The sequence below is a fragment of the Marinobacter sp. L-46 genome, from assembly GCF_056859535.1.
Genome location: NZ_JBSXOP010000040.1, coordinates 70,291 through 92,823, shown reverse-complemented (window position 1 = coordinate 92,823; position 22,533 = coordinate 70,291). Strand labels below are relative to the sequence as shown.

General features: G+C 60.2%; 23 protein-coding genes. 7 read left to right on the top strand and 16 right to left on the bottom strand.

The annotated features are described in order from the left end of the window. Positions 1–111: 111 nt before the first annotated feature. The 9 genes from AC13DJ_RS04220 to AC13DJ_RS04180 all read right to left on the bottom strand — a co-directional run bounded on the left by AC13DJ_RS04220 (position 112) and on the right by AC13DJ_RS04180 (position 8,447). Positions 112–561 (bottom strand): transposase, encoded by a 450-nt coding sequence (locus tag AC13DJ_RS04220; RefSeq protein WP_482933236.1) that lies wholly within the window; start codon positions 559–561, stop codon positions 112–114. Positions 562–918: 357 nt separating this feature from the next. Beyond that, positions 919–1,707: a slipin family protein gene (locus AC13DJ_RS04215; RefSeq protein ID WP_058342252.1), complete on the bottom strand. Its 789-nt coding sequence runs from the start codon at positions 1,705–1,707 to the stop codon at positions 919–921. A 29-nt stretch (positions 1,708–1,736) separates the two neighbouring features. Then, positions 1,737–3,197: an NfeD family protein gene (locus tag AC13DJ_RS04210; protein ID WP_476130634.1), complete on the bottom strand. Its 1,461-nt coding sequence runs from the start codon at positions 3,195–3,197 to the stop codon at positions 1,737–1,739. Positions 3,198–3,218: 21 nt separating this feature from the next. Continuing rightward, positions 3,219–3,383, bottom strand: a complete 165-nt coding sequence (locus AC13DJ_RS04205) for a hypothetical protein (protein WP_476130632.1) — start codon at positions 3,381–3,383, stop codon at positions 3,219–3,221. 73 nt (positions 3,384–3,456) lie between these two features. Next, positions 3,457–4,512 carry a L,D-transpeptidase family protein gene (locus AC13DJ_RS04200; RefSeq protein ID WP_476130649.1) on the bottom strand — a complete coding sequence of 352 codons (1,056 nt, stop codon included), beginning with the start codon at positions 4,510–4,512 and terminating at the stop codon, positions 3,457–3,459. 52 nt (positions 4,513–4,564) lie between these two features. Next, positions 4,565–5,134, bottom strand: a complete 570-nt coding sequence (locus AC13DJ_RS04195) for a TMEM165/GDT1 family protein (protein ID WP_058342250.1) — start codon at positions 5,132–5,134, stop codon at positions 4,565–4,567. A gap of 37 nt (positions 5,135–5,171) precedes the next feature. After that, positions 5,172–6,563: a DHA2 family efflux MFS transporter permease subunit gene (locus AC13DJ_RS04190; protein WP_476130630.1), complete on the bottom strand. Its 1,392-nt coding sequence runs from the start codon at positions 6,561–6,563 to the stop codon at positions 5,172–5,174. Positions 6,564–6,566: 3 nt separating this feature from the next. Next, on the bottom strand, positions 6,567–6,992 hold the full coding sequence (locus AC13DJ_RS04185; protein ID WP_474539695.1) for a MarR family transcriptional regulator: 426 nt from the start codon (positions 6,990–6,992) through the stop codon (positions 6,567–6,569). Positions 6,993–7,163: 171 nt separating this feature from the next. Next, complete coding sequence (locus tag AC13DJ_RS04180) at positions 7,164–8,447, bottom strand: MFS transporter (protein WP_474539697.1); 1,284 nt, start codon at positions 8,445–8,447, stop codon at positions 7,164–7,166. Between the two features lie 204 nt (positions 8,448–8,651). On the opposite strand from AC13DJ_RS04180, the gene AC13DJ_RS04175 reads away from it, so the two are divergent. The 4 genes from AC13DJ_RS04175 to AC13DJ_RS04160 all read left to right on the top strand — a co-directional run bounded on the left by AC13DJ_RS04175 (position 8,652) and on the right by AC13DJ_RS04160 (position 13,521). Then, positions 8,652–9,590 carry a helix-turn-helix transcriptional regulator gene (locus AC13DJ_RS04175; RefSeq protein ID WP_474539699.1) on the top strand — a complete coding sequence of 313 codons (939 nt, stop codon included), beginning with the start codon at positions 8,652–8,654 and terminating at the stop codon, positions 9,588–9,590. Between the two features lie 9 nt (positions 9,591–9,599). Beyond that, positions 9,600–11,360, top strand: a complete 1,761-nt coding sequence (locus AC13DJ_RS04170) for an ExeM/NucH family extracellular endonuclease (RefSeq protein ID WP_482933233.1) — start codon at positions 9,600–9,602, stop codon at positions 11,358–11,360. A gap of 93 nt (positions 11,361–11,453) precedes the next feature. Further along, the gene (locus AC13DJ_RS04165) at positions 11,454–12,341 is read left to right on the top strand and encodes an alpha/beta fold hydrolase (RefSeq protein WP_474539703.1); all 888 of its coding nucleotides are present in this window, start codon (positions 11,454–11,456) and stop codon (positions 12,339–12,341) included. 136 nt (positions 12,342–12,477) lie between these two features. Then, positions 12,478–13,521 carry an AraC family transcriptional regulator gene (locus AC13DJ_RS04160; RefSeq protein WP_199457730.1) on the top strand — a complete coding sequence of 348 codons (1,044 nt, stop codon included), beginning with the start codon at positions 12,478–12,480 and terminating at the stop codon, positions 13,519–13,521. Between the two features lies 1 nt (position 13,522). Here AC13DJ_RS04160 and queE read toward each other — a convergent pair whose 3' ends face one another. Continuing rightward, on the bottom strand, positions 13,523–14,179 hold the full coding sequence (gene queE, locus AC13DJ_RS04155) for a 7-carboxy-7-deazaguanine synthase (RefSeq protein ID WP_482933232.1): 657 nt from the start codon (positions 14,177–14,179) through the stop codon (positions 13,523–13,525). Beyond that, positions 14,179–14,844 (bottom strand): 7-cyano-7-deazaguanine synthase QueC, encoded by a 666-nt coding sequence (gene queC, locus AC13DJ_RS04150; protein ID WP_474539707.1) that lies wholly within the window; start codon positions 14,842–14,844, stop codon positions 14,179–14,181. Before queC ends, queE begins: the two co-directional genes overlap by 1 nt. Before the next feature lie 149 nt (positions 14,845–14,993). Between queC and AC13DJ_RS04145 the strand changes: the two genes are divergently transcribed. After that, positions 14,994–15,506, top strand: a complete 513-nt coding sequence (locus AC13DJ_RS04145) for a 3'-5' exonuclease (protein ID WP_482933235.1) — start codon at positions 14,994–14,996, stop codon at positions 15,504–15,506. Here the strand turns inward: AC13DJ_RS04145 and AC13DJ_RS04140 are convergent. Beyond that, the gene (locus AC13DJ_RS04140) at positions 15,475–15,711 is read right to left on the bottom strand and encodes a hypothetical protein (RefSeq protein ID WP_482933231.1); all 237 of its coding nucleotides are present in this window, start codon (positions 15,709–15,711) and stop codon (positions 15,475–15,477) included. The two genes, AC13DJ_RS04145 and AC13DJ_RS04140, sit on opposite strands and share 32 nt — an antisense overlap. A gap of 548 nt (positions 15,712–16,259) precedes the next feature. On the opposite strand from AC13DJ_RS04140, the gene AC13DJ_RS04135 reads away from it, so the two are divergent. Further along, entirely contained in the window at positions 16,260–16,532 is a 273-nt protein-coding gene (locus tag AC13DJ_RS04135) for a hypothetical protein (RefSeq protein WP_036220218.1), read from the top strand. A 20-nt stretch (positions 16,533–16,552) separates the two neighbouring features. Here the strand turns inward: AC13DJ_RS04135 and AC13DJ_RS04130 are convergent, their stop codons facing one another. Genes AC13DJ_RS04130 through AC13DJ_RS04120 form a run of 3 tightly spaced genes read right to left on the bottom strand, consistent with a single transcriptional unit; the run spans position 16,553 to position 21,077 of the window. Beyond that, positions 16,553–16,966 carry a response regulator gene (locus AC13DJ_RS04130; RefSeq protein WP_058342239.1) on the bottom strand — a complete coding sequence of 138 codons (414 nt, stop codon included), beginning with the start codon at positions 16,964–16,966 and terminating at the stop codon, positions 16,553–16,555. 27 nt (positions 16,967–16,993) lie between these two features. Next, a complete protein-coding gene (locus AC13DJ_RS04125; protein ID WP_058342238.1) occupies positions 16,994–17,539 on the bottom strand; it encodes a hypothetical protein in 546 nt (181 codons plus the stop codon). Then, a complete protein-coding gene (locus AC13DJ_RS04120) occupies positions 17,532–21,077 on the bottom strand; it encodes a response regulator (RefSeq protein WP_482933230.1) in 3,546 nt (1,181 codons plus the stop codon). Before AC13DJ_RS04120 ends, AC13DJ_RS04125 begins: the two co-directional genes overlap by 8 nt. 26 nt (positions 21,078–21,103) lie before the next feature. On the opposite strand from AC13DJ_RS04120, the gene AC13DJ_RS04115 reads away from it, so the two are divergent. After that, positions 21,104–22,183: a hypothetical protein gene (locus tag AC13DJ_RS04115; protein ID WP_482933229.1), complete on the top strand. Its 1,080-nt coding sequence runs from the start codon at positions 21,104–21,106 to the stop codon at positions 22,181–22,183. 3 nt (positions 22,184–22,186) lie between these two features. Here AC13DJ_RS04115 and AC13DJ_RS04110 read toward each other — a convergent pair whose 3' ends face one another. Beyond that, on the bottom strand, positions 22,187–22,414 hold the full coding sequence (locus tag AC13DJ_RS04110; RefSeq protein WP_288370218.1) for a hypothetical protein: 228 nt from the start codon (positions 22,412–22,414) through the stop codon (positions 22,187–22,189). Positions 22,415–22,533 lie beyond the last annotated feature (119 nt).

The following is a 22,533-nucleotide window of genomic DNA, read 5'->3' as shown; positions in this document are numbered from 1 at the left end:
CCTCAGCGCTGGTCTGGCAATACCCGGAACTGGGAGGTCACCGGTCCGGTGTCGCTCAACCCCGGAAATCTACAGGAAGTTGAGCTCAATAAATTAGCTGCTTAGGTGCAGCTATTTGGACAACTGGGTTGAAAATCGCCGCTCCCTCTCTGCCACAAACCGCAGGCATTGGCGGTGGAGTAGGTGAATCTTGTCGTAAACCGTTTGTGGTGCAATATCCAGAATGAACGCTATTCGCGACAGGGGCGCTTTACTGACCAATAGCTTGAAAAGCATTTTCTCAACGTGGGACTTTGAACGTTTGCGGCTTTTCGGTTTCTCTGTGAAGCTTTTACGGCATATACGACATAGGAGGCGTTGATTCCCGCTTGATGTCCTTCCGTTTCTTTTGACCGATACGGGCGTATCGCTTATGTTTGTCTCACAGATTGGGTTGGGGCAACGCAACTCTGCTGGATCTAGGTGCTTCGAGATCCTTTGAAGTTCTTCATAAACCGCCTTGTTGCTCTTTAGCGAAGTTGAGACTGCCCCAGTTTCTAATCCGTTTCGCTTATTCTCCATGCAGCTTAAGCAAAAAAGGGACGCAGTGCCTTTGCCAGTTCCGGATATGCGGTAATGCCCTTTACCTCTCTCGTACACATCTTTGCCACCTTCATCAGTTTCTTTGATGGTTGTGAACGCTAAGAAGCTTTTGCAGGTAGGGTTCCGGCAGCCGTTGACTTGAATGCCCTGGATGGTTTCGGGGATTCGAGGTAGTTGGTCTTGGCAAGATTTCGTGCTCATAAAAAAAGCGCCATACTGTCTGGATATCCAGTAGTATAGCGCTTCTTTTGGCCTTGTCAGCCCTGCCAGCCACACTTAAGGCGAATGGCTTGGGTTCAACCGGCCTTTTTTGTGGGCGTTTGAAAAGTCAGGGAGTTACTGATCCAGCTTGTCAGGTGCCTTGTTTCCGGACTGATTGTCCAGAAAGTTCTTGATCATATCCATCGGCAGCGGGAACACGATGGTGGACGAGTTGTTATTGCTCATATCCGCCAGCGTTTGCAGGTAGCGCAGCTGCATGGCCCCGGAGTTGGCCGACATCACTTCTGCCGCCTCAACCAGTTTCTTTGAAGCCTGCAGTTCACCTTCGGCGTGGATAACCTTGGCCCGCCGCTCCCGCTCAGCCTCGGCCTGCCGGGCGATGGCGCGTATCATCGATTCGTTCAGGTCTACGTGTTTGATTTCCACGTTGGCCACCTTGATACCCCACTCCTCGGTCTGGGCATCGATGATCTCCTGGATGTCCGCATTCAGCTTGTCACGTTCTGACAACATCTCGTCCAGGTCGTGTTTACCCAGCACCGAACGCAGGGTGGTCTGGGCCAGCTGGCTGGTCGCCGCGCCATAGTCTTCCACCCGGATAATCGCCTTTTCCGGATCCACTACCCGAAAATACAGCACGGCGTTCACCCGCACGGTCACGTTATCTTTGGAGATCACATCCTGGCTGGGCACGTCCAGCGTGATCACCCGCAGGTCTACCCGAACGATCTGCTGGATACCGGGAATCACGATAATCAGGCCCGGCCCTTTCACGCCCTGGAAGCGCCCCAGGAAGAACACCACGCCACGCTCGTACTCGGGCAGGATCTTGATCGCTGACCCGAGGATCAGCAACAGCACCACGGTGGGTGCGAGATAGGGAATGAAATCACCCAGATTCATACGGCCTCCTTGTATTGCCTGTGATTGTTCTACCTTGCGTCAGACCCGGGCTCTACCTGCAGGGTCAGCCCATCGATGCCGGTTACCCTGACTTCCATGCCGTCCGTAATGGCCGAGCCGCTGCGGGCATTCCAGCGCTCGCCACTGACCCGCACATGGCCAAGGAACTGGTCATGCTCCGGCTTGAAATCGTCCAGCGCCAGGCCATGCTCATGGACAATCTGCTCGCTGCCGCTGACCGGGTGCCGGCGCCGCAGGCCGATAAAGCGGGTGAATGTCCACAGCATAAAGCCGCCAGCCACCACCGCTGTTCCGCCAATGGTGGGCAGGGAAATCTGCCGGTGGCTGCCATCCATCAGGATCACCGAACCGGTCACAAAGGCGACAATGCCGCCAATACCCAGTATCCCGAAGCTGGGCACAAAGGCTTCCCCCACAATAAATGCCAACCCCAGCATAATCAGCGCCAGGCCGGCGTAATTCACCGACAGTACCTGGAAGGCAAACAGCGCCAGCACCAGGCTGATGGCGCCGATCACGCCCGGCACCACGGCCCCCGGGTTCGCCAGCTCAAAAATAATGCCGTAGAAGCCGATGATCATCAGGAAGTAGGCCACGTTGGGATCGGTGATCACCGACAACAGGCGGGTGCGCCAGTCCGGCTCGGCCCGAACCAGTTGCAGCCCGGCGGTTTCAAGGGTGCGCGGGCCAGAGGCCATCTGCACGGTGCGACCGTCAACGGCGGACAACAGTCCTGCCAGGTCCGGAGCCACCACATCGATCACGTTGAGCTCAAGCGCCTCACTGGACCCCAGGTTTACCGCCTCGCGCACAGCCTCTTCCGCCCAGTCACCGTTGCGGCCGTGGCGCTCGGCCAGGCCACGGATATAGCTGACGGCATCCTCCAGCACCTTGCGTTCCATAGCGGTGTCACCACGGCGTTTTTCCGGTTCAGTGCTGGCGTCTTCGGTTTCGCCGGCAGCGTCTTCAGGAGTGTTGTCTGCAGGGGAAGGAGATTCTGGTTCCGGAGAACCGGGCAGGCCGCCCATCTGTACCGGCGTGGCAGAACCCAGATTGGTGGCAGGGGCCATGGCCGCGATATGGCTGCCGTAGAGGATATAGGTACCGGCACTGGCTGCGCGGGCGCCCTGGGGCGAAACGTAGGTGGCAACGGGTATGCCGGAGGCAAGGATGGCCTTGATGATTTCCCGCATGGAGTCCATCAGGCCACCCGGGGTGTCCAGCTCCAGGATGACCAGCCCGGCATTATCCTGTTCGGCCCGGCGAAGACCCCGAGTTACGTAATCCATGGTGGCGGGGCCAATGGCACCTTCCACGGTCAGCACCAGGGCGGTTCCGCGCCGTTCCTGCTGGGCCAGTACCTGCCATGACAGGCTGACCAGTAACAACAGGGCTCCGGCCAGGAACACCAAGCCCCAGAAGGTTGCCCTCCGGTGGCCGGATCGACTCTGGAATGGCGGTGCGTGCATCATGCCCTCCGGTCCGGATGGTCAGAACATGCGCGCCGGAACGGCCTCCGGCAAGCGCCTGATAATGAAACCCAGCGGTGCCCGGGGCCAGGCCGGCACAAAGTGCCCGGCCTTTCCGGCTTCTATGGCTTTCACCATAGCACGGCACCCGGTCTGTGCATCCACAATAAACGGTGTGTTCTTCACCTTTTCGTTAATCCCGGTGCTAGTGTAGCCCGGGTACAGGGTGAGAAGAGGCCTTGTTCGATCCGCCACGCTATCAGAAGTACAGCGTCTGCCCGGGTTCGGTTTTTTGTTCCCGGGGCGGTTCGGCGCTCTTTTCAGAGGCCATCTGCGTGAGCTTTTCGCCAATCATGGTGGGAATGCCGTCGGCCTGGTCTACGGCAATCTCGATAGACTGTCGCCGCACCTGCACGTCCGGATGTTCCTCAACAAAGGTTTCGACTTTCTTGAACACCTGTTGCCAGAGCTTGTCGCGATCCTCTGCGGTGTAATCTTCCCGGGGCCGGTGCACTTCCAGCCAGACCTCGCCACCCGACAGGCCGACCTTCACCGATTCACGGATCACCCGTACCGGAGTGCCTTTCTTCACCTGGTAGACAAAGCGGGAGATATCCTCGTTGTACATGCGAAAGCAGCCATGGCTGACCGCCATGCCGACACCGAACTGCTTGTTGGTGCCATGAATCAGGTAGCCTTTCTCGCTCAACATCAGGGCGTGGGAGCCCAGCGGATTATCCGGGCCCGGGGGAATCATCCGGGGCAGGAAATCGCCGGAGGCTTCGTACTCGGCCCGGATACTGGCCGGCGGATACCAGGCCGGAGACTCCAGCGGCATGGTAACTTCGGCGTTGGTCAGCGGTGAGGGATTTTCCTCGGTACCCACGCCGACCGGATACACCTGCACGCCATCTTCCGCAAAGTAGTAAAGACGGTATTCGGCCAGGTTGATCACGATGCCCTTGCGCGGCACATCCGGCAGCACATACATACGGGGCAGGGTAATCACCGAGCCGTCGCCCGGTAGCCAGGGATCCACTCCGGGATTGGCTTTAACCAGTTCCAGGTAGCCCAGCGCCAGTTCGTTACCAATGCCGGCAAAGGTGTCTTCATAGGCGGTGGTGAATACCTGCAGCTCCCCCGCCAGGTCACCGTTCAGGGGAAAGGTTGGCACCCGCGGAGACCGGTCGATTTCTTCCTTTGCATCTTCCTGCTCCCCGGGCCCGGGTTCCGGCGCAGGCTGGGCACTGGCCTGCATGCCAAGGCTGGCAAGCAACAGCACCAGCAGCCACGAGAAACGGTACTTCAACTGCATCATATTTGTTTCCTGTTCAAAATCCTGCCACACCAGAAGACCGGCGAAGGCGTCAGGAGTTCATCAAGGTTGTCCAAATGGTAACCCCCGCCAGCGCCACAAACAGAATACTGGCGCTGATCCGCGCGGTGGCCAGGGGCAGGCGCTCCATCAGCCAGCGACCTGCCAGAATAACCGGTACATTGGCAATCAGCATACCAACGGTGGTTCCGATAATAACCCAGAATGTCTCGGTATACCTTGCCGCCAGTACCACCGTGGCGATCTGGGTTTTGTCGCCGATTTCGGCCAGGAAGAACATGATGGTGGTGGCCATGAAGGCCCCCATGCCCAGAAACTTCGAGTCGTCGCTGTCGTCTTTATCCGGCACCAGCAGCCACAGGGCAATGGCAATAAAGCTCACGGCAAGAATCCAGGGTAGCCAGGCTGCCGGAATCTGTGCCGCCACCCAGGCGCCAATCCAGGCGGACAGCGCATGGTTAAGCACCGTAGCAACCAGGATGCCCAGGATGATCGGGGTACGGGTGGCGTAGCGGGCAACCAGGAACAACGACAACAGCTGGGTTTTGTCGCCAATCTCGGCAATGGCTACGGCAAGGGTCGATGCGAGAAAAGCATCCATTCAGAAAGGCCTCCGGTGGGTAAATTTATATGAAAACTCAGCTGCGCATCTTCCAGACCGGGATGGCGGCTACCGCTACGAATACTGCTACCAGCCACCAGGCCGACTGGAACGCGGAAAAGGTAGGAAGCCCACCCTGATGCGCCCCGAATTCGATGGTCAGCGCCACGATGTTAACACCCAACGCGCCGCCCAGTTGCCGGGCAAAGTTGATGGTGCTGGAACCCGCACCCATCAGCTCCGGCGGCAGGGGATTCATGGCCCCGGTAGACAGCGCCGGCAGCATGAAGCCGATGCCGATCCGGCCCAGAATGGCCCAGAATGCCAGCCAGCCAAAGCCCACCAGGTGCCCGGTGACCGCAAACAGCACCGCCGACAGGGCAAACACTACAATACCAAACAACACCAGGCTGCGGGCACTGCGCCGGTCAGCCAGCCGCCCGGCCAGCGGGAAGGTCATTCCCAGAACGATACCAGCCGGCAACATCAGCAGGCCAGCCTCGGTTGCGGAGAAGCCGAGCGTGGTCTGTACAAACAGCGGAATCAGGTAAGTAGAGCCAAACAGCGCCAGGCCCAGTGCCATGGCACCCAGGGTGGCAAACAGGAATACCGGACGGCGCAGCAAGTCCAGTTTTATCAGAGGATAACGGGCCGTGCGGGCACGTACCAGGAAGGCCGCCAGCAGGGCAACCGCGACCATGCCCTGAACCAGCACCCGGATTTCCTGGCCGGTCAGTTCCTGCAGGCGGGTCAGGGTGTCCAGGGTCAGCGCTATCAGGCTGCCCAGCAATGCCAGGCCGAGAAAATCGAAGGGATAATTGGCCGGCTGGGAGCGGGGTAGTGGCAGAAAACGCCAGGCCATCCAGACACCCAGCAGGGTGACCGGCGCGGGCGCAAACATCACATAACGCCAGTTGAACTGGTCCACCAGAAAACCGCCCAGTACCGGGCCCAGGGCCGGTGCCAGGATCACACCCATGCCATAGATACCCATGGCCTGGCCACGCTGTTCAGGCGGAAAAATGCGGAACACCAGGAACATGCCCATTGGCTGCATCAGGCCCGCCATCGCGCCCTGACCCACCCGCGCGGCGATCAGCTGGCCGGGAGTTTCGGCAAAGCCGCCGATGACTGAAATGACGGTAAACATGGCCATGGCACAGGCCAGGGTGAGCCGCACACCGAACCGGTCCAGCAACCAGGTGGAAGCCAGCATGGTGGTGGTCATGGCGGCGATAAAGCCGGTCGCCAGCCAGTGCACCTGCCCCTGACGGATTCCGAACTCCATCATGATGTCGTGCAGGGCAACGTTGACCACTGTGGCGCTGAGCACCGTGGCCATGGTACCCATCACAACCGTGATGACCGCCAGCCAGCGCCAGCGGTCGCCGTATCGAGCCTTCAGGCCCTCGACCGAATTATCCGCCAAGGGTTACTTCTGCTTTTCAGCGTTTTCCATGATCTTGTGGAACACCTTCAGGGTGCACTCGAGATCCTTGTCGGAAATCCCTTCAAGCATCTCCTCCCGAAGGTCGGAGGCTCTCTGTGTCAGCTCTTCCATAAAGCCCACACCCGCCTTGGTCAGGTGCAGGCGACGGGCCCGGCGGTCGTTCGGGCAAGGGCGGCGCTCAATCAGGTTCTGCTGTTCCAGGCTGTCGAGCAGGCGCACCAGGGTCGGGTTCTCGATGGCCATGAGGCTCGCCAGTTCGCGCTGGGTCAGGCCTTCGCCGCCTTCCTGCAGGTAGAACATGGTGCTCCAGCGGGCCTGGGTAACACCGAGGTCTTTCAGGCGTTCATCAAGCATTTTACGCCAGCGGCGGGTAACCCGGGCAACGGCAAAGGGGAACTGTTCTCTCATGACAATCTACTCCTGAGGCTGATCTGCTCCGGGGCAAACCACGCCCGGGCAAGAACTGACGAAAACTTACTATTGCTGAATATTCACCAATAGTATGCTAATCGTTGATTTAAATACAGATACCGAAGTGGAAATATAATCGGTGATAACCGAAAGTTTCAGCAAGTTGCGTCAGCCAGCCTGGCGCAACTCTTCCTGCATTTCTTCCACTTCCGGAGATTCCTGAAACTCTTCGTTCCGCGGATCCATTTCGGACAGCACGGGCGATGCTTCCGGCATCGCGGGCACAAAGTGCTCCTGATCTTCCACCGGCACATCGTCGGTATGACTGATTCGGTAACTGGTAATCACCGCCAGCACCAGCAGGAAGCCGGCATTGCCATAGAACAGCCCCGACGGCCCCAGCACGCTGATCAGCTTGGACATGGCAATCGGCCCGATCACGCTGCCAATACCGTAACTCAGCAGCAAGGTAGCGCTGGCCGCCACAATGCGGTTGCTGTCCATCCGGTCATTGGTGATGGCCACGGCAATCGGATACAGGGTGGCGGACAGCCCGGTGAACAGGCCCACCAACAAGGTCAGCAGCGCCAGGCTGCTGGCCCCCAGCACCGCCACTCCGCCAGCCGATGCGGCCGCAGCCAGGGCAACCCAGAACATCACCCGCCGGCGATCAAACCGGTCACAAACCCGCCCCAACGGCCAGGCCAGCAACATGGCAGCAATAATCGCACTGGCCATGAAGGTCGAGGTCTTGGCGACGTCCAGGCCCACCAGGGTGGCGTAGACAGGCCCCAGGGCATAGAACCCCCCGATCAGCACACCACTGATCAAGGCACCAGCCACACCCGAAAACGACTCCCGGGCCAGCTTGAACACAGACATCCGGCTGGTCTGCTCGATTACCGGCGCTTCCATCCGGGTCATCGACAGCGGAATCAGGGCCATGGTCAACAGAATTGCAGCCAGGGAAAACGGCAGGAAGTTGGCAGGGTCACCCACATTCACGATCAGCTGGCCGCCGGCGGCGGACAGGTAGAACACAATCTGGTACACGGCAAACATGGCGCCGCGATTACTGTTGGTGGCGCGGCTGGAGAACCAGCTTTCGATCACCACCAGAACGCCGGCCACGCTGAAACCGGACAATACCCGCAACACCGCCCAGAACAGGGTGGACACTGCCATCGGATACAACAATGCGGCCACCGCCGCCATCGCCGCAAACACCGCAAATGCACGGATATGGCCGACCCGGCCAATAATCTTGTGCACATACAACGTGCCCAGCACGAAGCCGATGGAATAGCACACCAGTACCCAGCCGATCACGTCCGGAGACACCTGCTCGATACTCAGCCGGATACCCAGCAGAGTCATCAGGAAGGCGTTGCCGCTGACCAGGAGCACAATGCTCATGATCAAGGCAGACAAAGAAACGACCATTCGGGTCATCGGCAACTCCGGCTGGGAAATCTGGATTGGAATCAATAAAAGATAGCAGCCTTAAAAGTTGCTGCAGACAGGTATTTAACCAGCCACACCAGGCCGGCACCACTAGGCACTTGCCGAAACCGAAGGCGCTGCTGGCGCCCCGTTTGACAATGTTTTACATTAATGGGCCGTAACACACCCCGGTGACGGGAGCGGGTAACATGAATGCCACGCAAATTACTGGATCGTGAGCGCCTGGTTATGAAGAAAACGGACTGGCCCATTCGCTGGGATCTGCTGCTTCGCTATCGACTCATCGAAACCATCGCACTGTGGGAAGGTCGGCTGACCACCAACCACATCTGCCACAGTTTCGGAATCGGCCGGCAGCAGGCTTCCAAAGACATCAATACCTACCTGCGGGAGCTGGCACCGGGCAACCTGGTCTACGACCGACACCTTAAAGGCTATGTCCCCGCCCGGGATTTCAAACCGGTGGTCACCCATGGCCAGGTCAGCGAATACCATGACCTGCTGGCCCGCCAGCAAAGGCTCGGGGCCACCTTCTCGGAGCTGGATCTGGGCCTGCCCGGCAACACCGTGGTCGTGGAGCCCTGCCGCCACGTTGCGCCGGAAACCATGCGTGCGGTGGTAACCGCAACCCGTTACCGCCGCCAGCTGCGCGCCAGCTATATTTCCCTGAGCCGCCCAGAAGCCGCTGAAAGCCTGCTGGAACCCCATACCCTGGTGTGTACCGGCAATAACTGGCACGTTCGCGCCTGGTGCCATGCCAACCGCGAGTTCCGGGACTTTGCCCTGAGCCGTTTCCAGGGGCACCCGGAAGCCCTGCGCCAGAAAGCCCGGCAAACCGCCGGCCAGGATGACGACTGGCAGCGCATGGTAAGCCTGGAAATTACCCCCGACCAGCGGCTGACCGAAGCCCAGCAGCAGATCATCGCCAATGACTACGGCATGGAACAGGGCAGGCTGCACCTTGAAACCCGCGCCGCCCTGGCACCCTATGTGCTGGCACGCATGGGCATTACGCTGGATAACCTGCACCCGGACCCGCTGGTGCAACAGGTGGAACTGGCCAATCCCGACCAACTCGGCTTTGGCAGCAAACGGGAACGGGCACTCAAAGCGGTTGCCGGTCTCTGCTAGACTGGCCCGGTGACCAAGCCAGAACGAATACCCCTTATCAGCCTGATCCTCGCCGCCCTGCTTCCTGCAGCGGCGGCGGCCTCCTGTGGCGATCCGGCAACCCCCATCCATCGCATCCAGTCTGATGGCACCCGCTCTCCCCTGGCCGGACAAACCGTTACTGTAGAAGGCATAGTTACCCGGGACGCCCGGGAACCCGGAGGCTTCAACGGCTTTTACCTGCAACAGGCCGACCACGAAACCGATAACAACCCCGCCACCTCCGAAGCCCTGTTTATCTACACCCGCAAAAAAACCAGCAAGCCCGGGCAACGGCTGCGGGTGACCGGCACCGTCAAGGAGTTCCACGGGCTGACCGAGCTGGTGGCTGTGCGGAATCTTAAGGTCTGCGGTACCGCGCCACTCCCGGAACCCGTTGAGGTCAGACTGCCCTGGCCCGAGGCACCGGAACACCTGGAAAACATGCGCGTGAGGTTCAGCCAGCCCCTGACCATCATCGACCACTACAACCTGGCCCGCTATGGCGAACTCACCCTGGCCAGTTCCGATCAGGTTACGCCCACCGAATACCTGCCCCCGGGCCCCAAAGCCGCTGCCCAAAGCAAACGTAACCAACTCCACCGGGTACTTCTGGACGACGGCAAAAGCCAGCGCCAGCCCAACCCCGTGCCCTGGCTGAACCACCTTGCCGGCGATGTACCCCTGCGCGCCGGCGACCGGGTAACCCGGCTTGAAGGCGTACTGGATTTCCGGTTCAGCCAGTGGCGCCTGCAACCGTCCGTGATGCCCCGGTTCCAGCGCAATAATCCCCGCCCAGACGCACCACCGGCTCCGGCCCGGGACCATGTCCGGGTCATGGCCCTGAACCTGCAGAACTTCTTTAACGGCGATGGCCGGGGCAACGGCTTCCCGACACCCAGAGGAGCCGAATCCCTTCAGCAACTGGAGGTGCAGGCCTCGCGGCTGCGCAGTGCCATCCTGCAGGCCAAGCCGGACATCCTTGCGGTCAGTGAGCTGGAAAACGACGGTTACGGCCCGGACAGCGCTATCACGCAACTGGCAGAGACGCTCGGAGAACCATGGGCATTCATCAGGACCCCGAGGCAGGACGGCTCCGATGCCATTCGTACCGCACTGCTGTACCGCACAGACCGGGTTGTACCGGCCGGTCAGCCGCACCGGCTTCGCTCCGGTGCGTTCCGGCACCAGGGCCGGCCGCCGCTGGCACAGGCGTTTCGCCCCACAGCCGGTGGTGATGCTTTACAGGTAGTGGTGCCGCACCTGAAATCCAAATCCTGCCGACAAGCCTCCGGCCCGGATACCGACCGGCAAGACGGCCAGGGCTGCTACAGCCATCGCCGCAGCGAAGAAGCCGGGGCGCTGATCCGCTGGCTGGATTCCTTGCCCGCTCCCGCCCGATTCGCCGGCACCCTGATTACCGGCGACCTCAACAGCTATGCCATGGAAACACCGGTTCAGAGATTCCAACAGGCCGGATACCATAGCCAGGTACATCGCTTTTACCCCTGCAGACCGGAGGCTTGCCCCTACCACAGCTATCGTTACCGGGGTGAGAAGGGCTCGCTCGATTACAGCCTGGCCGACAGGCACTTGCAGCCCCGGGTCCGCCACGCGCAAACCTGGAACATCAATGCCGATGAAGCCCGGGCGCTTGCCTACAACCAGCGCTCCGCCCTGTCAGGCCCTCAGCCGTGGCGGGCCTCGGACCACAATCCGGTGATCACCGACATCCATCTGGGCAATAACTGACCCGACCGACCGCCAGCCCAGGCAACCCGGCAATAGCTCCCCGGCCACAGCCCGTTACACTGGGTGCCGGCTTGTTGTTACGAGGTTGTCCCCATGAGAATTCCTGCCCCCAATCTGTGGCCTGCTGCCCGCACCGGCCAGCGCTGGTTACTGCGTGCCCGCCGCAAGGAGGCCCTGGTCGACGGACACCGGCTGGTGTTTCTGGAGCGGGGCCGGCCGACACCGGGCAAGCCGACCCTGGTGCTGATTCACGGCTTTGCCGCCATGAAAGAAAACTGGGCCCTTTGGATGCAGATGCTACCCGCAGACTGGCACCTGCTGGTGCCGGATGTGCCCGGCCTGGGAGAAAGCCAGTACCGGCCAGACGCCTGCTATCGCTACGATAGCCAGGCCCGGCGGCTCGGACAATGGCTGTCAGGCTATGCCACCGACAACCTGCACATTGCCGGCAGCTCCATGGGCGGCGCCATTGCCTCGGTGATGGCGCACACGCTCGACCGGCCGCCGCGTACCGTCACCCTGCTGAACAGTGCCGGCATACCGGAACAGCCGGATGCCGACCTCAACGCACCGTTCAAAACCGACCGGGATGCCATCCTCATTCCCCGGGACTGGAGCGGGGTCTACCGAATGTTCAACAGCGTCGGCAACGGCAAACCGACTCTGCCGGGCCTGGCCATGACTGGCCTGCTGGGGCCCGACCTGCTGCAGCGCCGGGATTCCCTGCGCCATATTTTCAACGACATGCTGGCAGACCCGCTGGCACCGGCCCGCTATCTGGGAACCGAAACCCCGCCGCTGCAGGTGCAATGGGGCGACAAAGACGTTATCACACCCACCCGCTGCGTGGACTGGTTCGGAGCCGCCACGCCCCATGCCGAGGTACACGTATTCCGGGGCGTGGGCCACCTGCCCATGCTGGAGAAACCCGGCCGCTCGGCCCGGGTACTGGAAGACTTTATTCGCCGGCACAGTCAGTGACAGGGCCGGCATACAGGCAATTGGCCTCTCCGGCCCGTTGACCCGTCACTGGAGTCATGGGGTCGGGCACGGCAAAAGGCCATAATCTGTGACTGACTCCCTTGCATAACAACAACAGACACTGACGAGGAAACCCATGCGCGCCTCCGTTTCTACTGCACAGGACCTGGGTATGCCGGCCATCTACCTGCATACCCTGGCCGAGCTGCTCCGCACCATTGGCGTCGACGAGCGGGATCTGATCCTCCGGGTCGGCCTGGACCCGGCCCGCCTGAACTCCACCGATCTCCGGGTCAGCCAGGCCCAGGCCAGTGAATTTGTTACCCGGGCGATCATCGAAAGCGGCGAACCTGGCCTGGGCATCATGCTGGCGAGGGAACTCCGGTTGCCCCTGCACGGAGCCCTGGGTACTGCGGTGATGAGCAGCCCTACCCTGGAAGAAGCGCTGGAGCTGATGACCCGTTATCTGACACTGCGGGCACCGCACCTGAAAGTAGAAAAGCACCTGAGTGGCCAGAACGCCCGTTACACCGTGTTCTGTGATGTCGAACTGGGGCCGTTGCAGGGCTTTGTGCTGGATGCGGTGCTGTACGGCTGCGTCTCCATGGGAGCCCAGCTGACCGGGGCTGCGGTGCCCGGTACCCGGATTCTCCGGCGCGGCCCGGAGCCGAATCATTTCCACCGATTCCGTCGCGTGGTGGGCGTGCCGGTAGAGTATGGCGCCCATGAGGATGCCCTGGTAATTCCCGTCAGCCAGCTGGCACAGCCGGTCCGGTTCAGCAATGAACAGCTGGCAGAGAGCTCGCGGGAACAGTGTGAAGAAGCGCTGAAACAACTCACGGAAGACGCCGGCTTTGCCTGCCGGGTGCGCAGGGTGATCGAAACCAGCCATCCATTCCCGCCGAAACTGGCCCGGGTGGCCAGCACCCTGTTTGTCTCGGAACGGACGCTCAAGCGCCGGCTGCAGGAAGAAGACGCCAGTTTCCAGAACCTGGTCGACCAGGTGCGGCTGGAGCGGGCACAGGACCTGCTCGGCACCACGGGCATGAACCTGAGCCAGATTGCCGATGCCCTGGGCTACGCCGATGCCGCCAACTTTACCCGTGCCTTCAAACGCTGGACCGGCCTGAGCCCGAGCCACTTCCGTGCCCGGGAAACCGGTTTCCGGAAAACCGCCTGAGTCAGTCGATGCCCAGAATCTTGTGCATCTGCAGGGTCAGGCGCCATTGCGGATGGGCCAGGCAGTAATCGGTCGCCTTGCGGCTATTGCTCTGTTTGACCGGATCATTGCCCTGGTCCGGCACCGAGGGCGAAGCCATCGGAGACAAAAAGTAATGCCTCGCCCGGATGCCCAGAAAGCGCTCCGGTGGGGCCTGCGGCTGAGGAAAGACCAGCTTCAGTTCATCACACTCGGTAATCACCACCTCGGCGTCCGCCTTGGGGCTCACACACAGCCAGTCGATACCGTCAGGAGCCGGCAGGGTGCCATTGGTTTCCACCCCCACTTCGAAGCCCTCGGCATGGAAGGCTGCAATCAGCGGCTCATCCAGCTGCAACAACGGTTCACCCCCGGTGCACACCACATAGGGTTTGCCAGGGGCATCGGGCCACAGGCTGCGGATATGGGCTGCCAGCGCCTCGGCGGTTTCAAAGCGGCCGCCGTTCTGGCCATCGGTACCAACAAAGTCGGTATCGCAGAAATTGCACACCGCCGCCGCCCGGTCCTGCTCCCGGCCATTCCACAGATTGCATTTGCTGAACCGGCAGAACACTGCCGCCCGGCCCGCCTGGGCGCCCTCGCCCTGCAGGGTGTAGAAGGCCTCTTTTACCCGGTACATCAGGCATTGTCCTCGTAGGCCAGCGGATCTTCCAGGCCGTGGGCGGCGAACGCTTCCAGCCGCTCGACACAGGAACCGCAACGGCCGCAGGCTTTATCCCGGCCGTTGTAGCAGGTCCAGGTCTGGCTGTAATCCAGGCCAAGCTTCAGGCCTTCAGCCAGGATTTCGCCCTTGTCCAGGGCCATGAACGGCGCTTCGATACCCACAGGTTCGTAATTGGCGATGCGGCAGACAGCGTCCATTTTCTCCACAAATTCGGGCCGGCAGTCCGGATAGATGGCGTGATCGCCGCCGTGGGCGCCATACCAGACAGCCCCCGCGCCCACGGTTACCGCGTAGCCGGTGGCCAGGGACAGCAGAATCATGTTGCGGTTGGGCACCACGGTGGACTTCATGGAATCTTCTTCATAGTGCCCTTCCGGCACCTCGGCGTCAGAAGTCAGGGAAGAACCGGCCATCACCTCGCTCATGGCGCGGATATCAATCACCTTGTGGGGAATACCCTCGGCCTGGCACACGGCGCGCGCCGCCTCCAGCTCCCGTACATGGCGCTGGCCGTAATTGAACGACAGCGCATGGACCTTCAGGCCCCGGGAACGGGCCAGGTGGAGCAGGGTAAACGAGTCCATGCCTCCGGAATAAATAACGACAACAGTGTCAGTCATGGGATTCTCACCACAATAGCAGGGGGTGTGTCACGGGGTGGTCAAAGCTGAGCGGTATTGTAACAGCGCAAACACCGGTTGGGTTCGCGTCAACGCAGGATCGGCGGTAAACTCGGGAGAAAATGACAATGAACCAGAACCGACACCTGATGCAACCGGATTCCAGCCCAGCGTTTATCGACTTCGAGGCCTCCAGCCTTGACCTGATCGCCAGTTACCCGATCGAGGTTGGCCTGTGCCTGCCTGACGGCACCCTGCACAGCTGGCTGATCCGCCCCAACAGGCAATGGCAGGACTGGTCCGACAGTGCCGAGGCCATTCACGGTATCTCCCGCAGCCGGCTGGAGCAGGAAGGCCGGCCGGTAGCCGAGGTTGTCGAACAGCTGAACGGGTTGCTGTCAGGGCAGGTGTTCTGTGATGCCTGGACCTTCGACAGTTTCTGGCTGCACCGCCTGTACCGGGCAGCCGGGGAAACACCGGCCTTCCAGCTGGAGTCCATCTCCATGCTGCTCGACCAGACCCAGGTCCGGCACTGGTCCGGCGTGCGCCAGCAGGTGATTGCCGAACTGGGCCTGCCGGTTCACAGGGCCGCCAACGACGCCCTGATCCTGCACCACACCTGGCAAAAACTTACTTGCCGGGGCGAAGCCTCAGTGCAATAACTTCCAGGCCATCCCGGGTTGTATGCAGGGTCCAGTAGGTGGCCAGGGCCATCAGGCTGGCGCCCACAACGGTGAAGCTCAGGTTGTCTCCCACAGACTGCCCCTGGGCGATCACCAGGTAAACGGCAACGGCGGCGAGCAGCGCGATTTCAACGATAAAATCAGAACGGAACTTGTTGCGGGCGGGGGCAGGGTCTTCGGGCATTTTCTTCGGTTTCAACCTCTGTATTCGGTTTAGGTGTACCACTTGATGGGTGTGTAAATTATCGCCAATCCGGCCGGAATTGGCTGTAGGGACTAGTGGCTACGAAGTTTCCGAAGGCGTAAAAAAAACGCAGCCCATGGGGGCTGCGTAGAAAGGAGAGATCCATCCGATACCTGATACGGAGGCATCGAGGATTGCACAACGTAAAAACACGTGACGGCGAGAATTATGGCCCCGAGAGCCCAAGGCGTCTGTACGGGTTTGCCGAATGGCGGAGGCTATTGCAAACCGGCCAATTGCCGATACACTGATACCGAACCGAAATCACAGAGCCGATAGGTCCAGAATGATTACCAAGTACACCGTTATTACCACCGCCGGTTGCCAAGCAGGGCAATCCGTGCGCGCCATGGTGAAAGACATCTAACGGCTTTCGGTCAGTCCCGGGAGCCATTGCAGCGACCGGGGCAGCTTCTCTGCCAGACCCCGGTTGCCTCAGGCCCCGGGGTTTTCTGTTTTTGCAGCCGCAAAACGACAAGGAGAAGATCATGAGAAGACATCCGACTACACGGGCAGCCAACCAGCCAATGACCAACCGGCAGGCACCGATCAAACGTCCGGAAAAGCTGCCGCTGCTGGATGCAATTTGCAAGAAACTGAATCAGCGCGTCAACCTGGATGACGAGCAGCGGGTGCTGGGTCTGTACGAGCGTGGCTGGATTTTCAAGGGTGTGCTGAGCAACCTGGACGGCGCCGAGGCCCGCTATGTGCGTGCACTGGCCACCCGTTACAACTCCTGGATTGCCCGCCAGGTGGCCTGAGCCAACGCAGGCTGGACCGGTCAGTGGTGCCGGTTCAGCCCCTGCATCTGCGCCATGTCTCCACCGTGGACCATGGCGTAGTTACTCACAACATCGTGAATTTTTTCCTGGGAATAGGGCTTGACCACGTAGCCGTTGGCGCCGGCACTGATTGCCCGCTGGATACTCTCAATCGAATCATCCGCCGTTACCAGCACGATGTGCTGCTCCTTGCGAACCTCCTTGAAGCGGGTCATCAATTCGTGGCCGTTGCCGTCCGGCAGCCCCAGGTCCAGCAGAATGATCTGGTATTCACTGGCGTCGAACGCTGCCCTGGCCGAAGCCGCATCACTGCATTCCGTCACCAGCGTTGCGCCCGCCTTGTACAGCATCTGTACCAGCCGCTCGCGCATGACCGGCTCGTCTTCAACCACCAGTACTCTCAGATCCGTCATCCATTCTCTCCTGTTGTGTCCCGTTACTCAGAATGAGTCATTGCCGGTTTTGCGCGGCAGCTCCAGCGGCGCCGGGCCCGGCCGGCCCTGTTCCCGCTCGCCGGCTGGCCGGCTGTCGGCACCCTCGCCGGCTCCGGCCCCTTCCCGCACCAGTATATTGCTGATGCTGACCGCCGTTGTGTACAACGAAATGGCCACAATCAGCAGCACCGGCTGCACAAAGGCCACAAACCCCGGGACTTCGGTATTGCCCACGATACTCAACATCAGAATGATGGACGGCCCCAGCACCACAAACAAGGTCAGGGCAATGAAAAAGACAATGCGCTCCTTGTACCGGCCCAGATCGCGGTTGGTCACCAGCCCCAACACAAACTTGCCGATGGCCAGGCCTGCCATGATGGTCGCGGCAATGCTCAGGTCCGCCCGCATCAGGGTTTCATAGACATTGCCGTCCCACAGCCGCTGCATGGCAATGACAAGAAACGGAAACAACACAAACAGCACGTCTGCGTAGGTGCCGTACATCATGCTCAGTGAATTGTGTTCCTGGGGGCGATTCTGGTCACTCATGGGTCTGTTCCTGTCGGGTACCGGTGGTTGAAACCAGTGCCTTCAGAGCCTGGTCAATCATATGGTTCAGTTGTTCCAGCCGTTGTGCGATTTCCGGCCAGTCGTATTCATTCTGTAGCAGGCACTGCTCCAGCCTGCCCGCCTGTTCCGTCATCATCGGGTAGCCCATGGCTCCGGCCGTACCCTTGATCTGGTGGCTCTCGGTGCGCAGCACGTCAACATTCCGGTCACCCAGGGCCAGCTTCATGCGGCGCTGGCGCTCCGCAAGGCCGGACAGGAAGCGGGAAACAAGGTGCGCCAGGTCATCATCAAGGCCCGAGCTGTCCACGGTCTGCGCTCCCAGATAGCGATCCAGCAGGGCCTGCAGGTGGCTCTGGTCGATGGGCTTGTTGAGCACGCCATCACAGCCGGCTGCCAGCAGGGCTTCGTTCTCGGCCTGGTCACCGGCGGTGAAGGCGATCAGGGGCCGGCGGAATCCGGCCTGGCGAAGCAGGCGGGTAGCTTCCACGCCGTCCATTCCCGGCATGTGGCGATCCATCAACACCAGGTGCACGGTATCCGACAGTGCGCGGCGCACAGCTTCATCCCCCGAGGCCACCAGAACCGGGTCCAGGCCCAGGCGCCGGAGCATGCGCTCCACCAACCGACGGTTGTCCTCGTTGTCTTCGGCCACCAGAACCCGGCCGGAATAGCTCCTGTCCGCAGCAGTAACCGGCTCCGGGCAATGGGTCAGGTAGCGGGCCAGCATCTCGTAGAACCGCTGCTTGTCGATCGGCTTGGCCAGGTGCTCGTTACAGCCGGCCATCCGATATTCCGCAATATCCTCGGCCATGACATTAGCCGTAAGGGCAATAATGGGCGTATTGATACCTGCTTCACGAATCGCCTGGGTGGCATCCCGGCCGTTCATGACCGGCATCTGGATATCCATCAGGATCAGGTCGAAGTCTTCGCGCCTTACCCGTTCCAGGGCTTCGGCACCGTTAGCCACATGCACCAGCTCGGCGCCGGTACGGGCCACCAGCAGGGATACCAGCCGCCGGTTCACTTCGTTGTCTTCGGCACACAGGATCCGGCCCGACAACCTCGGTGCCAGCACCATGGCAATGGCCCGGCGACGCTGGCTGAATTCCGAGGCATCCCGCAGGAAGTGCACCTGCTGCAGGCTGCCGGTGCTGATGGAAACCTCGAATTCGCTGCCCTCGCCGTAGGTACTGGTTACCCGGATATCCCCTCCCAGCAGCTCCGCCAGCCGGCGGGAAATACTCAGCCCCAGCCCGGTGCCACCGTACTGGCGGGAGATGGCGGTGCTGCCCTGGGCGAACGGATCAAACAACCGCTCCAGCTGCTCCGGCTTCATGCCAATACCGGTATCCACCACCCGGGCAATCAGGGTTTCAGCCTCGCGGTCACAGCGGATGACCAGGGAGATCGAACCGCTTTCCGTGAATTTCAGCGCATTTGCACACAGATTGATGATGATTTGCCGGTATCGGGTTGGGTCCGTGCAGATCTGCTCCGGCAGCGGATACTCGCAGACAATGCGGAAATCCAGGCCTTTCTCCCGGGCCCGTGGCTCGAAGAACGCGCGGACTTCATCCAGCAACTCCGGCAGATTCACCGGCACCACATCCACGTCCAGCTTGTTGGCGTCGATCTTGGAGTGGTCCAGGATATCGTTCACCAGCTCCAGCAGGTGCCGGCCACTGCGTACCACGGTTTCAGCGCTGCTGCGCTTTTCCCGGTCGTCCAGGTCCGGGTCCAGCAGGGTTTCGCCGTAACCGATGATCGCCGCCAGCGGCGTCCGGATTTCATGGCTCATGTTGGCCAGGAACTGGCTCTTGGCCTTGGCGGAGTTGCGGGCCAGCTCTTTCTCCAGCCGTTCCTGTTCCCGTTCACGTTCGATCTGCTGGCGCTGGTGGCTTTCGGTGGCATCGATGCAGGTGCCTTCCAGGTGCACCGGCATGCCCTCGGCATCGTAGGCGGTGTGCAAGGAGATGGTCGCCCAGCGCTCCTCGCCCTCACGGGTAAAATACCGGGCTTCGATGCCTTTAACCGTGCCCCGGGCTTCCAGCTGCTCCACCACCAGCCGCCGCAGGCGCTCATCGGCTATGCAGGTTTCCAGCACGTCCGGATTTTCACCCAGCAGTTCACGGCTGCTGTTGTAACCCAGAAGCTCTGCCATGGCCGGGTTGGCGGTCACAAATTTCCGCTCCGGTGACATCTGGAACACGCCTTCGATGGCGTTGTTGAACAGCGACTGGTAACGCCCAAGGTTGGCCAGGGCCCGGCGGTTCCAGGCCATGGCTTCACCCTGTACCTGCTTGATGCGGTCTGCCAGGGCAAAGGAGAACAGGATGATCTGGGCCGTCAGCCCGAACTGCGGGGCGTAGGTGGTAAAGGTATTCAGCGGGAGGTAGCCCATCACCGTCAGGGCATAGATACCAAAGCCAATCAGCGCCATGGTCCAGGCGTAGAAATAGGCCCGGGCGGCCGGGTTGTAGTAACGCCAGGACAGGTAACTGACCACAATCAGGATGATACTGAGCAGGATCGAATCCAGCACGACCCATTCCATCGCCACCGAATAGGGCATGAAAATGGACAGGCCAAAGGTGAGCACCACCGAATACAGGCACAGCCGCAGCACCTGGTCCAGGTCTGGTGAACGCTCACGGGTTTCCAGCAGGGAGCGGGCCATCAGCAGGCCAAAGAACCAGGTCAGGATGATCTGGTAGTGCAGGTAATCCTTGTTCAGCAAGGCCGGCCGTTCATCCAGCAACTGCACGCCGTGGACCTGCTCGGTAGAAATAAACACCGCCGCACCCACCAGGTAAAGCACATAGTAGATGTTGCTGCGTTCACGCACCGATACCGCCACAAACAGGTTGTAGGCCAGGATCGCCAGGATGGCACCCAGCAGCACCCCGCGCACCGCTTCATCGATAGAAACTTTCTCGATGTATTCGTTCGGGTGCCAGAGGGTGATGGGCAGGCGGAAGGTGTTGGTATTGGTGATGCGCAGGAACACCCGCGTGCGGCTGTCAGGAGGCAGCTTCAGCCGGAAAGTGGGGTTGGGCACGGCCAGGTCGCGGTCTTCCCAGTTGTCCTGGTAGCCGGCCTGGCGCTGGTCTACCAGCATTCCATCCCGCTCAAGAAACAACTCGACGCTGTCCACCAGCGGTAGCGCCAGCTCCAGTATCCAGTCGGTCTCGCCCTGCAGGGCATGGGTACTCAGGTCAAAGCGGGTCCAGTAAGCAGACCCGGTGTAGCCGAAGTTGAGCACGCCGGCTTCATGCTGGGTGAAGGCTTCGGCCTCAAGATATCTGAGCTGATCAATCGACAGGCTCTGGTCCGGATCTTCCAGGTACCGCAAGCATCCGCCCAGGTCACGGATGGCACCGGTGTTCCGGTCAAGCCGGACTTCGCCACTGCGGCAGGCATCCTGGGCCATGGCCGGGGCCGGCAGAATCAGGGCTGCCAGTACAAGAAACAGAACCAGCACCGGAATCCCGGCCTGGGCGAACCGTTGCTGCAAAATGTGATCTCCGCGCGGGTAGCTGCGTGCTTTATCGTTTATTGTCAGCACAGCTCACTTTAGCCTTTCACAACAAATTTCGCACCCCGGGGCCTTCTGAAATGAGACATTCCTGCCTTTTTGTTGCCATATCACTGGCGTTGCTGACCCTGAGTGGATGCCGTGTGGAGAGCGGTGGGGATTCCACTTCTACGCTCAATCCCGCCACAAATGTAGATCTTCGGTTTTCCACGTTCACCCTGCTCGAACAAACCGATACCGTCCTTTTTGCCGATCTGATCCAGGCTGTAGAACCAGATCCCAACACCCAAAGCACTTTTGATGCAGCGGCGGTAGCAGACAGCATCAGGAATCAGATCGCTTTGTTTGCTGGCCTTACTTACTCCGATGAGCAGCCACCACAAATTGAATCCGCAAGGAATCCTTTAGACATCATAAGGCGTGTCATCGGTGAAAATGCCGTCGAAAACTTTAACGAAGGCCGACAATACATTGTACGAAGGATCAAACAAGGTGAGGCCGGTGAATACAGCAACAGAACAAACCAGGTTCAGATCCGTTTTATCGATGAGTCCGCCCTTAAAGACGGCCAGCCCGAGAACGACTATAACTGGCAGTACCCAATCGTAAAGTGGGTGTATACACCAGAATCTTCCAATCTAGTAACCCGCGTGCTCACATGGGCGTCGTCCGGCTCTTTCCCGCCCGGCTCAACGCGACCCAGTGCCACACTTGCCACCCAATTCCTGCCCGAAGCATTTTCCAGCTCAGGCTATAACGATGGTGCCAGAGTCATTACCGAAGGTAGTGTCGTCATTGAGAATGAGCGGGAAATGGCATTTGCGCGGAGTTATTCCGGTTCGAATACCGACAGCCTGATCATTGATGGAACTGCAATCGGTACCTCAGAAAACACTGAGGGCGGCCCGGAATTCACATTTGCGGGACAGATCGTAGATTGCGTAAAGATTGAGATGGACTACGAGTTGCCAAAAGTCCGTGTTTACACCTCAATAGACCAAACCCCGAGCACAGATGCCTACTGCTCGGAAAAAACCGAACCAGAGTACGAATATGCAACGAAGGAGTCTGGCCTGAGACCCTGAGGGCTACAAATCCCAGTTCTGCAAAAACCCCTTCTTGCGGCTGATCATTCGCTCATAGGTAGAAATCATCAGGGCAGCGTGGGGGGCCTTGGTCATGCGCAGGGTTTCGATACGGCGTTCAAGCCGCTCTACTTCGTTGCACAGCTGTTGCTGGACCTGGGAGCGCATGCTCTCGTGATAGTCCAGTTGCACGCGGCGGGGTTCGGGCGGGGACAGCGTTGATTTTGGCATAGGGGTCTCATCCATTGAGTCGTTGGTAACTTCCACATCCTGAAAGTCTTGCGTGAAAAAGTGTGCCGGACTGTCCGACAAAGTTCAATTAAAATGAACAAGCTTTCACTTTTTTTAAC